12 protein-coding genes are annotated in these 14741 nt (G+C 60.4%); 5 read left to right on the forward strand and 7 right to left on the reverse strand.

All coding sequences use genetic code 11. The annotated features are described in order from the left end of the window. The first annotated feature begins 52 nt into the window (after positions 1-52). The 4 genes from AN936_RS22315 to AN936_RS22325 are packed head-to-tail and all read left to right on the forward strand — an operon-like array spanning position 53 to position 4826. On the forward strand, positions 53-1123 hold the full coding sequence (locus AN936_RS22315) for an AAA family ATPase (protein ID WP_054590513.1): 1071 nt from the start codon (positions 53-55) through the stop codon (positions 1121-1123). Next, positions 1029-3542 (forward strand): S8 family peptidase, encoded by a 2514-nt coding sequence (locus AN936_RS22320; protein WP_173585695.1) that lies wholly within the window; start codon positions 1029-1031, stop codon positions 3540-3542. Before AN936_RS22315 ends, AN936_RS22320 begins: the two co-directional genes overlap by 95 nt. Positions 3543-3571: 29 nt before the next feature. Beyond that, a complete protein-coding gene (locus AN936_RS24885) occupies positions 3572-4165 on the forward strand; it encodes a hypothetical protein (RefSeq protein ID WP_149037819.1) in 594 nt (197 codons plus the stop codon). 49 nt (positions 4166-4214) lie between these two features. Further along, a complete protein-coding gene (locus tag AN936_RS22325; RefSeq protein ID WP_149037820.1) occupies positions 4215-4826 on the forward strand; it encodes a DUF6988 family protein in 612 nt (203 codons plus the stop codon). On the opposite strand, the gene AN936_RS24395 is transcribed toward AN936_RS22325, so the two are convergent. Next, positions 4823-5737 carry a DUF7146 domain-containing protein gene (locus tag AN936_RS24395; protein WP_084758682.1) on the reverse strand — a complete coding sequence of 305 codons (915 nt, stop codon included), beginning with the start codon at positions 5735-5737 and terminating at the stop codon, positions 4823-4825. The two genes, AN936_RS22325 and AN936_RS24395, sit on opposite strands and share 4 nt — an antisense overlap. A gap of 187 nt (positions 5738-5924) precedes the next feature. On the opposite strand from AN936_RS24395, the gene AN936_RS24400 reads away from it, so the two are divergent. Continuing rightward, positions 5925-6806, forward strand: a complete 882-nt coding sequence (locus AN936_RS24400) for a lytic transglycosylase domain-containing protein (protein WP_234715866.1) — start codon at positions 5925-5927, stop codon at positions 6804-6806. On the opposite strand, the gene AN936_RS22330 is transcribed toward AN936_RS24400, so the two are convergent. From AN936_RS22330 to AN936_RS22360, 6 genes are all read right to left on the reverse strand, one after another. Then, entirely contained in the window at positions 6786-7061 is a 276-nt protein-coding gene (locus AN936_RS22330; RefSeq protein ID WP_039330618.1) for a hypothetical protein, read from the reverse strand. The genes AN936_RS24400 and AN936_RS22330 overlap by 21 nt on opposite strands. Positions 7062-7070: 9 nt before the next feature. After that, positions 7071-8273, reverse strand: a complete 1203-nt coding sequence (locus tag AN936_RS22335; protein ID WP_158500132.1) for a helix-turn-helix domain-containing protein — start codon at positions 8271-8273, stop codon at positions 7071-7073. A gap of 152 nt (positions 8274-8425) precedes the next feature. Next, positions 8426-9789 (reverse strand): IS3 family transposase gene (locus AN936_RS22340; RefSeq protein ID WP_149037735.1). Its coding sequence is split into 2 segments (ribosomal slippage): positions 8426-9439 and positions 9442-9789, totalling 1362 coding nucleotides; the frame shifts between segments, so codons are not numbered across the junction. Positions 9790-9841: 52 nt separating this feature from the next. Then, entirely contained in the window at positions 9842-10723 is an 882-nt protein-coding gene (locus AN936_RS22350; protein WP_234715867.1) for a cation diffusion facilitator family transporter, read from the reverse strand. Continuing rightward, a complete protein-coding gene (locus AN936_RS22355) occupies positions 10720-11358 on the reverse strand; it encodes a cation diffusion facilitator family transporter (RefSeq protein ID WP_054590516.1) in 639 nt (212 codons plus the stop codon). Before AN936_RS22355 ends, AN936_RS22350 begins: the two co-directional genes overlap by 4 nt. A 109-nt stretch (positions 11359-11467) precedes the next feature. Continuing rightward, positions 11468-14722, reverse strand: coding sequence for an efflux RND transporter permease subunit (locus AN936_RS22360; RefSeq protein WP_054590517.1), 3255 nt, complete (start codon positions 14720-14722; stop codon positions 11468-11470). Between the last annotated feature and the right edge of the window lie 19 nt (positions 14723-14741).

Genomic DNA, 14741 nt, shown 5'->3' on the forward strand with positions numbered 1-14741 from the left:
TCCCCAGGTAGGCGATTTTGATCCTGCCGATTGAGTGACTGAAACATAGAAAATGGCCCGCGCTGATCATCTCGTCTCGCTCGTTCGCGCCAGCGTTGCTGGCGACCGTGAGACGCTGCGCGCAGCGGCCGAGGCCATTGCGGCGGACGAACGAGCCAAAAATCACCACATCGTTGCAGATCGCATCGAACGCGCACTAAGCACCGTGCCGGTAACGCCGCCGCCTCTCACGACCTCCCAGCCTCAGGTCGGGCCAGGTCGAGACACGATCATCGAAATCGAAGCGCGGGTTAGATTTGATGATCTGCTCCTTTCGTTGCCAGCGCGCGAGAATGGTCGTCAGCTGATCGAAGAGCACATGCGTGCTGATGTTTTGCGCGCACATGCCTATGAGCCACGGCATCGGATTCTGCTTTCCGGGCCTCCTGGAAACGGGAAGACGTCCTTTGCTGAGGCAATCGCGGAGGCGCTGGGCTTACCATTCTTCGTCGTGCGTTATGATGCTTTGATCGGCAGTTACCTTGGTGAGACCAACGCCCGGCTTCGCAAACTGTTCGATTATGTGCGCACACAGCCGAGCGTCCTATTTTTCGACGAGTTTGATGCTATCGGTAAAGAGCGTGGCGACACCCATGAAACCGGCGAAATCAAGCGCGTGGTCTCGTTCTTGCTCATGCAACTCGATCAATTGCCACCGTATGTTATAGTTGTTGCGGCTACCAATCATGCAGAGTTGCTTGATCGCGCGGTATGGCGTCGCTTTCAGATGCGGTTAGCTTTTCCACAGCCCGATCGTAAACTGCTTGAGGTGTTTTTGGACAGGGTCATCTCTGGCTGGCCTGAAACTCCGCGCATGACTGTACAGAAGCTTGCGACCCGCCTTGGCGAAGTAAGTTATGCCGAAGCGCTCGACCTGTGCCAAAATGTGAGGCGCAGGCAGATATTGGGTTTGGGGGAGATTGGGATCGATGATGCGCTCGAGACAGAGCTTGAACTATGGAAATCGCGCGTACGGCCCGGGAATGTAGATGGCGAGCGATCCAACCAAGCCCCTGCTGAGGCTGACGCCAGACCAATCAAGACAACGCCCCGCCGGTCAGCAAAAATTTCCCCGACCACCTGAATCTTTCCCTCGGGATCGCCAGCAAGCCACATTTGCCCCAAAATTCGACCGCCTGGCCCAGGCTTTGGCGCGAGATCCGGGCGGTCTCGAACTGCGTGCCGATCCGGCTGCCCTGGCACCGGAGAGATTGCTCGTCTTCGAAGTCCGTGGCTCGGTGAACAATTTTGCCGCAGCCGTTCAGCGCGTGCCCGGCCTCGAACTGATCGACGAGGAGGAGTTAGGCAGCGACGACGACAAGGAGCCCGTTGCCTATCTCCTTGTTCCGGACGCACGCGCGCTCGCAGAACTGCTCTCTCTTTGGAGGCGCTGGAACGCCGATCAACTGCAATTCGGGGAGACGCCGTGGCGTGGCGTGTTCGAACTGCTTCGCGATCTGCGACCATGGGGGCCTCAGGACAGGGTCCAACGAATCGACGCCAGTTTTCTCGCCGAGGAGATCGAGGAGCGCGGCGAGGACGAGCTTGTCCCGCTGGAGATCGAATTGATCTACCGAGCCTCTGAGGTTCAGGCCCAGGCACGGGAAGATGAAGTGCGCGCGGCAGTGACCGCACGCGGCGGGCAGATCATCTCGCGTGCCCGGCTGCCCGAGATCGCCTATCATGCCCTGCTCGTGGATTTGCCGGTACGCGCGATCCGGGAGATCATCGATCAGGCGGAAGGCGGCATCGCCAGCCTCGAGCCTGTCATGCACATCCGCCCGCAAAGCCTAGCGACGACGATCGAGATCGAGGACGTCACAGACGGCGGCACCGCTGCTGCGGTCGGCAACCTGCGCGAACCGATCCTAGCCCTGCTCGACGGAGTTCCGGTCGCCGCACATCCGCTGCTCGCCGCTCATCTGGTCGTGGATGATCAATTCGATCTCGAACCCCATGCCCCCGTGGACCAACGCGTCCATGGCACTGCGATGGCGTCGCTCCTCGTGCATGGCGACAGGAACAATCCCGCACCGGCATTGCCGCGGCGCATTCATGTTGTTCCGGTGATGGGTGCTGGGGATCGCTTCCCGGCACGACGGCTTGTCGTCGACATCATCTTTCTCGCCATTAGAGCGATGCGAGAAGGCCCGGATGCAACGGCGCCGGGCGTGCTGATCGTCAATCTCTCGCTTGGCAACGAGCGGCGTCCCTTTCAGTCGTCGCTGTCGGCATGGGCACGGCTGCTGGATCGACTGGCGTACCGATACGGCATTCTGTTTCTGGTGAGTGCTGGTAATGTGAGGGAGACCTTCGGCCTCCCAGCCTTCGCGACCGGCACGGCTTTCGAAGACGCTGACGCCGCCGCTCGCTGTGACGGCACGCTGACCGCGATCGGCAATCTGATGGCTGACCGGCGTATGTTTTCGCCGTCCGAGGCAATCAACGCGGTGACGGTCGGCGCGTCCAATGACGATTGGGTGTCGGCTGCGGACCGCCGCGCCGCCCGCACCATCATCGACCCCTTTCCGGGCATTCGTGCCGCCAACCCGTCGAGCGCTCTCGGCCCTGGATTTGCCCGATCAGTCAAACCTGACATTTTGATGCCGGGAGGTCGCGAGCACCTCCGCCAGATGCGGACCGACGGTCATGTCTTCGTCAGACCGGCGCCCTCGACGCGCCCCGCTGGCCTCAAAGTGGCGGCGCCTCGTACCGGCGCCTTCGGGGTAGCCGAAGGCTATTCGGGCGGGACCAGCGGCGCGACCGCGCTGGCATCACGCACATGTCATCGAATCCACGACGCACTGGAGGCAGCGTATCCGGATTTTGCGGGCCTGCCCCACATTCAGCGGGCGGCCCTGCTCAAGGCGCTGCTTGTCCATCCCGCCCGCTGGCCCGATGACATTGCTGCACGGATCAAAGCGATCATCGGTCCGGTCGGCGGGCATCACAGCCACATCAAGGACAATATCAGGCGCTTCCTGGGATTTGGCTATGTCGACGCCGAAGACGCGGTAGCGTGCGCGGAGGACCGCGCGACGTTCTGGGCGGTTGGAGAACTTTCACGCGACCGTGTCACCACTGTCCGTGTCCCGATACCGGCGGTCATGAGCGGTCAGGCCCGGCCCCACAGCCTGTCGGCGACGCTAGCATGGTTCACACCCGTGCAACCGGGACGCAAGAGCTACCGATCCGTTCGCCTCAAGCTGCTCGATCCAGCAGAAGCCGGCACTTTGGGCGTTTCTCCGCGTAGCCTTCAACCTGACGGCAATCAGACTAATCGCGGCACCATATTCATGCGTTGCTGGGAAGGTGACAAAGCGCCGGTCGTCGGCCCGGATATGACGATTGACCTCGTTGTGCAGCGCGATCCAGATCCGGGCACTCCGATAGATGAAGCTGTACCATTCGGTCTCGCGGTCACGGTCGCCATGCCCGGCATCGTCGGTCTCTACACGCAGGTCGCACAGCGCCTCGGCATCGCGCCGCGTCAGCCGGTCTGAGGCTCGCTTTTCTTCGGGATGTTGCAACCATGAACGTCAAAAGGAAGCCTGCCAAAGCCGAGCGACCAACATCGAAAATGCGCGCGTTGTTCCGCGAGGCCGCGCGCGACATTGTCGCCCGGGATCGCGAGGCGCGTAAAGGGGGGCGCACGCAAAATACGATTGGCGAGATCGAGCGCGCAATGGTGAAGGCCTATGTCTGCGGACAAGAAGCCCTGTTGAACAAGCGCGAGGGGTTGCTCCCTTCGGCCAATGCTTTGGTCGACTGGCTGGAAATTCCCCCTCGGGCAAGGGAGACGCTGAGCTTCCTGACAATCTGTTTTTCTCACCGCTGGTCGACTGTACGGGGCGAAGCGTCTGCTCCGACCAGAATTCCGAGCGAAATTGAGTTATTCATCGAGAATGGTCGCAAGCGATGGACAATCGTAAACGGTGAAACGCGCAGCGAAAGATCGGTTGCCGACGGCAGTGTCGCGCCATTGGTTCGCCTCGGGCTGCTCGCGGCAAGCTCCGATTATGCCGACCGCTATGTTCTCACAGCATCTGGCATAGCTGCTGGTGAAGAGTACTGGCGCAGGTCTGATGCTGGTGATCCCACACTCCCACGCGAAGGAATGCGGTGACATTAACCTTTCAATGACCCCAGCCACAGGCGGTGGGAAAGAAACAAACATGGAAACGAGTACAAGCTCGGAAAACGTTCGGACGGCCATCTCAATGGCGCAGGATGATTTGGCATGGATTCGCGCCAGCCTCGAAGGCTTGGAGATCAAAGGCGATCACAGGCATCGCATTCCTGGCCAACTCTTCGATCTGTCGATCGAGCACCATGCTGGCATTATCACACTGATATCGATGGCCACTTATGCAAGTGCATTCGCTCTCGTCCGATCTGCCTTCGAGTGCTTCGTGCGCGGGGCCTGGATTCATTACTGCGCTTCGGAACAGGAGATAGAAGCGTTCGTCGAAAAGGATACGATCGCGCCGAAATTCGGTGATCTGATCAAGGCGATCGAGGAGCGCCCAGAATTCTCGGTCAAATTTCTTTCGACGGTGAAGCAAAGCGCATGGAGCGCGATGAACGGCTACACCCACGGCGGTGTCCATCAGGTGTCCCGAAGGTTACAAGGTGACTATATCGAGCCTGCCTTTGATGACGACTCTCTTCTGGAGGTAGTGAGTTTCTGTCGCACAATGGCCTTGATCGCCTTCGGACAGATAGGCTCACTAGCCGGACGTTCCGATCTGGTAGATCAAGCAACCGACAGGATGAAAAAGGCTTAGATCGATGAACTAATGTCTGCGTCTGTAAAGTCCGATTTGTAAGCGTTTTTGCTCGAATTTTTCTCGTCCCTGGGCCTTGCTGTTTTTGCCGCTGCCTGCGCCCAGTCGTGGAAACGCCTTGGCGGTGGATCACGAATGATCTGCCTTTCCGGTATGTTGTGTGATCCAACTGCCGCCATTGCAGCGCATCGGCCTGGACCATCGTTGTCCGCGGCGATGTAAAGGGTGCCAACATGGCCTGGAACGTTGATTAGCGCGAGACGCTCATTCCCGAGTGCTGCCCAGCACGGGATTCCTCTGATCTGAGCATAGCTTGCCGCATCCTCCATGCCCTCAGCAATGGCGAGCACATTGCCTTCGAACTGTGGAGCCCAAGCACCCTGTCCGGGTTTGCCGAGCATGAATTTGCCATCATGCCATGTTCCATCGTCCGTCAGCCTGATCCGCTGGATAGCCGTCAGTTTGTGCCCAGTTCTGACGGCGACCAGCACCGCCGCCCGGAAGATGGTTTTGGGCTTGCGGCCAAAAGGGCAACGTGGATGAAAGCGTAAGTCGGGGAGGTTGACGGGCAGTCGACGCGATCGAAGGTAGACTTCGCCGAGCGTCCCGCGGATCTCTGTACCCTGATCCCAGATCCTTCTGACGTTGGGCGCAGTTCCTTCTGGACGGTAGCTCGGCGAAGGGGAATTCAGGATCGGTTTGGTCCGACCGATTGCGCGCAGGACATCCTCGCTGCGGCATCCCGCAAAACAGTGGACCAGAATACCTCGCTCGCCCTGCCGGACTGAAAGCGACGGCGTTCGGTCTGCGTGCGCGGGGCAGACGCACATCGCATAGGAACCGTGCCAACGGCCCTTCAGTGCAGCAACGATGTCGATGGTCTCCTGGGTGGGTCTGAGCGCAATCAGCATAAATTCGCTCCTCTCAGCTAAGCCTCACCATCTTTCCCTTTTGGATCGACCCGACCTTCTCCGGCACGGCTCGCGCTGGCCAACGCCCCTTTCGTCTGTGCGATGCCAGATTGTGGGCGATTGCCATGCACCGCCTGTTCATTTAGAAACGAGGGGCGATATCCGAACCACGCCGAAAGGTGTGGTCATGAAAAATCTTCTATTCTTGTTGGTCGCTTTGACGCCGACGCCATCATCGGCGCGCGAAGCAATTCTCGACGTGTTTTCGCCAGAGGCAAAACCGGATTTCGCTGTGCTCGCCCCACAGTTGCGCGGGACGGTCGATCTCGAGCAATCAGTGGAACCGCCTCCGACTTCAGTGGATGCGTTTTCACCAGATTTGAACGGCGACTTTGAGTTGATCCCTCACAGCTTCACGATCAATCCCTATGCCGCGCGTCCCGCTGTTCCTTCGTGGATGCGGGCAGGTGCATCATTCTTGGGCCCTGCTTCTTCACCCTTCCGCCCTGCGCAGGATGACCCACTCTGCCAGTCCCGCAGCTTCTTCCCGCGATATGGTATCAGCAGGGATGCCCAGGCTCGCCGGACAGCCTATTTCAACCTGATCGTCGACGTTGCTTGCGATGCCGGCGTGCCCGTTGTTCTGTTTGACGCCTTACTGGCGCAGGAAAGCAGATATCGTCCCTTCGCCCGAAGCAACGCCGGTGCGATGGGCATGGCTCAGCTGATGCCCGGCACGGCGCAATATCTGCGTGTCACCGACCCTTGGGATGTTCGGCAAAACCTTGTCGGCGGTGCGCGGTATCTGCGCGAGCAGCTGGATCGCTTCGGGACATGGGAGCTTGCACTGGCTGCTTATAATGCAGGCCCGGGACGCGTGGACCAGTTTGGTGGTATCCCGCCGTTTCGTGAGACCCGCAACTATGTGCGTACGATCATGGGCTCAATTGGCATTCCGAATTCGACCGGCGGCGTGTCGCTGACTTCGGCAGCACTTCCCGCGCCCAATCCGTTTCGCAGGGTACTGCTTGCCTCATTCGATGGACGATCAGACGTCCCAGAACACTGAGAAACCGACGTGCCAAGCATAGTACACGCTGATTGCCAGGATGACGGGCGCGCCCTTGAGGTAGTTGAGCTGCCAGCGCAGCCAGAGCTTCGGGATGACCAGAGCTTTCTGGAGCCCCGTTTGGTGCGTGGGTCGCCACCTGCCACTCCGCCAGTCGTCAGCCGTGACGACAACTGAGAGCACTGCGCAGATCAGCGCCATCATTCCCACGCCGATGTAGAGCGATGTCCAAGCGATAAGGGCTTCCTGCTTCATGAGTCGGACCTAGTGCATCGATGATCGAACAGAGATACTCATATTCGAAGCCCTTGTATCCCCCTGGCCGAATACTGCCTTTCTGCGGCCGAGTAGCGTGTGGCCGAGATTGAGCTCACCGCTGCGGGCGCGCCGCACCAGCGCCTGCATGTAAGCATCGGGCGTCTTGCGGATTTGTCCGTTGGCCAGGTGATGCCCGGTGATCAGCGCGCACAGGAGTGCGATCCCTGTGCCCAGTGTCGCACTTGCCCGCGCGGCCGTAGCCTGGCCTATCTGGCAGACGCGAGCGACGTCGTGGAGCTCGTTCAGGCCCGGTCGGGCTCCAATTTCGACCATGCCGTCGATAAAGGGGAATAGGGCAGGGGCTTCGGCCCAAACGAAACCCGATCGATGGATGCCGTAGACATCATTCGCGTCGGCCGAGACCTGCGCGTTCTGACAAGCATCGGCTGTTTCCTGCTTCACCCTGTCGGCATCAGGCGTGGTTCGAACGTCATCAGGTTCCCGTCGGCAAGCGCCCTCTGCCAAGCCGTATACAGATTCAAGAGCTTCTTCAGGGCTGTATTGATGGTGGCCATCCCGGCGCACCCTAGTGTCCCCGGAAGGTGTCAGCGACGCAATGTCGTCGAGCGATATGCGCTCTGACAACCGATCAAGCAGCCGCGTCGCGACCTCGGCGAGGCGGCCGAGCACTGCGATCGCGTCCAAGGATCCTTTCCGCCTCTGGTATGTGCGCCGCGCCGCAGCGATCGCATCGAGCTTCTTTCTGGCCTTGTCAGCCCAGGGGCGGCCCTGCTCGAACGGCCGCAGCAGCCGGTACGCGCTGCTTGTTGCCCTTCGAATTTGGTTGGGCAGGATCAGGTTCTGCGCGGCCAGGGCCTTCTCGGTGGCGGCCAGTTGTGTGAGGTAATCCTCAAGGAGGAGTAGCGGCGCCAGCGACCATCCTGATGCGTCGGAGCGATCCTCGCTGTCTCGTGACCCAAGAAATCGCTTGCCGTTGCCGGCGAGGCAATGGGGGATGATCAGGCCGTATTCGGCAAGGCGCCTGATGTTCTTGCGCGCGGCGGTCCATCCGATCCGGCATTTGAGATGGTCGTTCGAGGCGGCAATGAGCGGGCCGCAGCGGCTGTCCCAGTCGATATTCATGGCCGCGATGCTCGCGGCGGCATCGTAAAGATCGCGCCAGACGATTCTCGGAACATCGATCGTCACGGGCGGCATTCTCGCGAAGGTCTCGATGATATCGAGTAGTTTGCGCCGACGCTGCCTGCCTGCGTTTTCGGTCCCGGTTGTCCGTCGTCAGAACATTTGGCGCAACTCGTGGCGTAAATTAGCGGAGAGCGGGCCTCGTCTGTGGTTTGATATTAGGCGGCGAACTTTCGGTGCTGCAAGCGCCGATATTCGATGGTCTGTCGTTTGATCCTTTCGCGCTGTTTGATGATGGCCGGTGCCCTGCCGAAGTAGGCGTCAGCGGGCGTCACGTTACCGAGGCTTTCGTGGTATCGGCGGTGATTATAATGGTCGATGAAGGCCTCGATCTGGGTTTCAAGATCGCCAGGCAGGAAGTAATTTTCGAGCAGGATGCGGTTCTTCAGGGTCTGGTGCCAGCGCTCGATCTTGCCCTGGGTTTGCGGGTGCATCGGGGCACCGCGGACATGGGTCATCTTGTTGGCCTCGATATATTCGGCCAGTTCGCCGGCGATGTAGCTCGGGCCGTTGTCGCTGAGCAGCCGGGGCTTGTGCAGCACCGTGGCGCTGTCGCAGCCGGAAGCCGCCAGGGCGAGGTCCAGCGTGTCGGTCACGTCCTCGGCCCGCATGTTGGTGCACAGCTTCCAGGCAATGATGTAGCGCGAGAAGTCGTCGAGCACGGTCGACAGGTACAGCCAGCCCCACCCGATGATCTTGAAGTAGGTGAAGTCGGTCTGCCACATCTCGTTCGGCCGCGTGGTTTTGGTGTGGAACTGGTCGGCCGCCTTGATCACGACGAAGGCCGGGCTGGTTATCAGACCATGGGCCTTGAGCAGGCGGTAAACCGTGGCTTCCGACACGAAGTAGCGCTTCTCGTCGGTGAACCGCACCGCCAGTTCGCGAGGGGATAGCTCGGTCGTCTCCAGCGCCATCTCGACGATCTGGTCCCGGATGTCGTCACCGATGCGATTCCACACCCGGCTCGGCGCCGATGGCCGATCCTCCAGCGCCTCCGGCCCGCCTTCGAGGTAGCGGTCGTACCAGCGATAGAAGGTCCGGCGGGCAATGCCGAGCTGGTCCAGCGTGCGTTTGGCAGGCAGGTGCGATTGCTCGACGATCCGGATGATCTCCAGCTTCTCGGATGCCGGATACCTCATTCGTCGTCGCCCCCATCCCCGACCATGCTTTTTTTGAGCAGGCGGTTTTCGAGTGTCAGGTCGGCCACGCATTCCTTGAGCGCCCGGGCTTCGCGGCGCAGGTCGTGCACCTCGCCGGTGGTCGCGGCACGCGCGGTGTCGCCCGCCAGGCGGCGCTTGCCCGCTTCCATAAACTCTTTCGACCAGGTGTAGTAAAGGCTCTGGGCGATGCCTTCCTTGCGGCACAGCTCGGCAATGCTGTCCTCGCCGCGCAGGCCTTCCAGCACGATCCTGATTTTGTCCTCTGCAGAGAAGTGCCGGCGCGTCGCACGCCGTATGTCCTTCACCACCCGCTCAGCAGGGGCCTTCGGCCCCGATTTCTTCAAGGAGGATTTGGGCTTCATCTTCGTTCCTTCGTCTCTACGACGAAGCCCAAATCCTCCTTACATCTCAACCTCAAATATGTGCCATTGGTGCTGACGGCGGACAGTGCAGCGAGCCATCGTTCGGGACAACGTGGGCCTCAAGCGCGCGGCGATGCTCGCCTAAATTCCAGATATGAAGATGATGCAGTCCGTCGATACCCTCGTGCGACTGCAGCGCCTCAACAATCTCGTCAAACTCAACCTCGTCTGGCACCGCGCCCATCAAAAGGCGTACCGTTCGCGGCAGCAGGGTTACGCCTTGCCAAATCACATAGGCAGCGATGACCAGCGTAATGATAAGGTCCGCGATGTAAAGTTTGTACAAGATGATCAGGATCCCGGCAAGGATCACCCCGACTGATGCGAGCGCATCGGAAACATTGTGCAGAAATGCGGCTTTCATATTGATGCTGTCACTTGCACCGCGATAGACAATCAGCGCCGTTATCAAATCAATTACAAGAGCGATGCCGGCGATGGCAATGACCGTCCAGCCTTCCACAGGCTGCGGGTCAGCGAAGCGGTTGATAGCCTCCATGATCAGGTAGAATCCGATGATGAGCAACGTAGTGAGGTTGATGAGCGCAGCAACGACCTCGCCTTGCGCATAACCAAAGGTCATGAGTTTATCGGCCGGGCGCCTGCCGATCCTGCGGGCAAACCAAGCGAGAAAAAGCGCAGCGGCATCGCTGAAATTATGCAGTGCATCGGCTATGAGCGCCAGCGAGCCCGACACAATTCCGCCAATGATCTGCGCAAGCGTCAGGAGGACGTTGATCATGACCGCTACCACTAGCTGCCGGTCGCTTAGCTTCTCCTCGCCATGGCTGTGGCCGTGATGGGCCGCGTGCTCATGGCGCGAATGCATTGCGCCATTGTCTTCCAAGCCGCCATTCTCGTGATCGTCGCTCACAATTTGAACTTATCCTTCTTTTCATGCTCGGTGCCGTCCTGATCATGCACGTCCATGTGGGCGTCCCGCAGGATATCGATACCGCCATACAGCGCTATTCCGGCGACAGCGATGCCGACCACAAGATCGGGCCAATTCGCCCCGGTGATCATCACAATGATAGCGGCGATGATGATGCCGCCGTTGGAAATAAAATCGTTGAAGCTGAAGGTCGTCGCCGCGCGCAGGTTGACGTCCTTGTCGCTCATTTTCTGAAGCATTCTGAGGCAAATCAGGTTCACGACAGCCGCCACCGCTGCCATCGCCATCATCATCATGCCAGCTGGCTCTGATCCTTCAACAAAGCGCCGGATGGCATCGGCGATGACGCCGCCTGCAAAAACGAGCAGCATAACACCGGAAAAGCGTGCCGCGCCGCGCTTCCAGGTTCGCGAACGGGACAGGGCCAGCAGGCTCAGCGCATAGACCACCGCGTCCGATGAATTATCCAGTCCGTTAGCGAGCAGAGCGTTGGAATCGCCCGCAATGCCGGTGATGAAGAAGCCGACAGCGATGGCGACGTTAAGCCACAGCACGATCCACAAGGTGCGCCGCTTTTCGGCTGTGTCTAGCTTCAGTTCACCTTCGCCGCTCATCTCAATCTCTCCTTTGTCCCCCAACTTTCCTGACAGACCAGACGGGATGGCCGCCAGCGCGATGGAGGTGCAATCTACCATTCCACATCGCGCTGGTGCCGGACCTCACCTAGGTAACCTCACCGAGTTCGCCCTGTTCCTCTTGCGTGGCATTGCTGCGCAGGCCATCACGCCACTTTTGCCTCCAGCTGCGCCTGTCGTCGGAATCGCCCAGCACAAGTCTGGCGATCGCCGGCAGAACGAAAAGCGTGAGAATCGTCGCGGTGATCAAGCCGCCGATGACCACAGTCGCGAGCGGCCGTTGCACTTCGGCCCCGGTCCCAGTCGCGATCGCCATCGGCACGAAGCCAAGCGATGCAACCAGCGCAGTCATCAGCACCGGACGGATACGCGCCAGCGCACCGTCAACGATCGCTTCCTCCAATGGCATGCCCTTGTCGAGGCGCTGGCGGATGGCCGTCATCATCACCAATCCGTTGAGCACCGCCACGCCGGAAAGAGCGATGAAGCCCACCGCCGCCGAGACCGAGAAGGGCAACCCCCGCAAGGCCAGAGCAAAGACCCCGCCTGCCAGAGCCATGGGAATGGCGCTGAACACCGCCAGAGCCGGAACCCATCCGCCGAGCGCCATGAACAGGAGCAGCAGCACCAAAGCGAAGCAGACCGGCACGACAATAGCGAGCCGCGCCTGCGCCGCTTGCAGGTTCTGGTATTGGCCGCCCCATTCGATGAAAGAAGCAGGAGGCATCTCGACCTGCGCCGCCACACCTTCCTGCGCTTCCTCGACGAAGGAGCCCAGATCGCGTTCGCGGACATTGGCCGATACAATCACGAGCCGCCGGCCTTGTTCACGGCGCACTTCTGCCAGACCATCGACCACCCGGAAATCGGCGAGCGTCCGCAGGGGTATGGACACACCGTTTTCAAGCATTATCGGAAGCGCCCCAAGCTGGTCAAAGTCGTCGCGGGTGGCAGCATCGAGGCGCACGACGACATCGAACCGCCGGTCGCCTTCGAATACCATGCCCGCGGGCCGACCGCCCAAAGCGATGGCCACCGATTGGGCCACCTCCTCTATGGTCAGCCCATAGCGGGCGATGGTCGGCCGATCGAAAGCAATGTCAAGCGTCGGGAAGCCCGTGACCTGCTGCACCTTTACGTCGGCGGCGCCTTCCACTTCGCGCAGAACTCCCGCAACTTCGCCCGCCGCGTCGGTGAGCGCGGTGAGGTCATCGCCGTAAAGCTTGACCGCCACATCACCGCGAACGCCGGCGATCAGCTCGTTGAAACGCAGTTCGATCGGTTGGCTGAACTCGTAGAGATTGCCGACAAGACCGCCGAGCGCACTTTCCATCTCAGTAACAAGCGCATCCTTGGACAGACCGGGATCGGGCCACTCCTCGCGCGGCTTCAGAATGACATAGGCGTCTGAAGCGTTAGGCGGCATCGGGTCGCTCGCCACCTCGGCTGTGCCTGTTCGTGAGAACACCAGCGCAACTTGAGGGAACTCGGCGAGGCGATCCTCCACCTGCCGTTGCATCACAAGCGATTGCTCAAGCGAGGTGGAGGGGATGCGCAACGATTGAACCGCCAGATCGCGTTCGTCGAGCTGCGGGGTGAACTCGCTGCCGAGGAAGGTGAACACCACTGCTGCAAGTGCAAAGGCTCCAGCGCCAGCTCCGATTACCGGCCAAGGCCGGGCAATCGCCTTGCGCAAGGCCGGACCATACCGCTCCTTTGCCCAGACAATCGGCTTTACTTCCTTCTCGGTCAGCTTCTTGTTGAGCAGCACTGCGATCATCGCCGGGACAAAGGTCAGCGACAGCACGAAGGCCGATGCCAGCGCCAGCATCATAGTGATCGCCATCGGCGAGAACGTCTTGCCCTCGACGCCGGTGAAGGTGAGCAGCGGGGCAAAAACAAGGAAGATGATCGCCTGGCCGTAAACGGTAGGTTTAATCATTTCCTGTGCCGCAAGGCGGGTTTCGGTCAGGCGTTCCCCGAGCGTTAGCAAGCGCCCTTCACGATGCTGCCGTGCAGCCAAGCGCGCGACGCTGTTCTCGACAATGATGACCGCGCCATCGACGATCAGCCCAAAGTCCAATGCGCCGAGGCTCATCAGATTGCCGGACACACCGAGCCGGTTCATCCCCACCGCTGCGAGCAGCATCGAGAACGGGATGACCAGCGCCGTGATGATTGCTGCCCGAATATTGCCAAGCAGCAGAAACAGCACAGCGATGACCAGCAAGGCCCCTTCGAGCAGGTTTTTCTCCACGGTTGCGATCGTGGCATCGACCAGTGACGAGCGGTTGTAGACGATCTCGGCCACCACACCTTCGGGCAGCGATGCGCGCACCTCCTCAAGCCGTGTCGCGGAGTTTGCGGCCACGGTCCGGCTGTTCTCGCCTGCGCGCATCAGAACCGTGCCGACGACTGCCTCTTCGCCATTGAGCGATGCCGCTCCGGTGCGCAGATCGCCGCCAATGGCCACATCGGCCACATCACCGATGCGGATGGGAACGCCCTCGCGGGTCGCCACCACAGCCTCCTTGATCGCCTCGACACCGTCAAGCCGGGCATCGACGCGCACCAGCAATGCCTCACCCGCTCGGTCAACGAAGTTGGCTCCGGCCGCCAGATTGGCTGCTTCCAGCGCTTTAATCAGCGAATTGAATGACAGGCCGTAGCCGGTAAGCCGCGCCGGATCAGGCTGCACCAGATACTGCTTTTCGAAGCCACCGATGGAATCGACCCCGGCAACGCCATCGATGGACCGCATGAGTGGAGCCACGACCCAGTCCTGCACGGTGCGCAGATAGGCGGCCTTGGCCACCTCGCTGTCGAGCCGGTCGCCGCGCTCGGTAATGAAGCTGCCGTCGGACTGCCAGCCCGTTCGCCCACCTGTTGCCGCATCCTTGCCTCCGGGATGCTCATATTCGATGGTATACATAAGCACTTCGCCAAGGCCGGTCGAAATCGGCCCCATGGTGGGTTCCGCGCCTTCGGGCAGCGATGCACCAATCGGTGCAAGCCGCTCGTTCACCTGGCTGCGAGCAAAGTAGATGTCGGTCCCTTCCTCGAAGATCGCTGTAACCTGGCTGAAGCCGTTGCGCGAAATCGAGCGGGTCATTTCCAGCCCCTCGATCCCCGCAAGGCCGGTCTCGATCGGGAACGTCACCTGCGTTTCGACCTGCGAAGGCGAAAGCGCGGGCGCGCTGGTGTTGATCTGGACCTGCGTGTTGGTGATGTCGGGAACCGCATCGATCGGCAGCCGGACCAGATTGAATGCGCCATAGATCGCCGCAAGGATGGTCAGAACGATGATCCCCCAGCGAAACCGTACCGCAATGTCGAGAACCATGCCGATGACGCCGTGGCCA

Source organism: Sphingopyxis macrogoltabida (assembly GCF_001307295.1).
Lineage (GTDB): Bacteria > Pseudomonadota > Alphaproteobacteria > Sphingomonadales > Sphingomonadaceae > Sphingopyxis > Sphingopyxis macrogoltabida_B.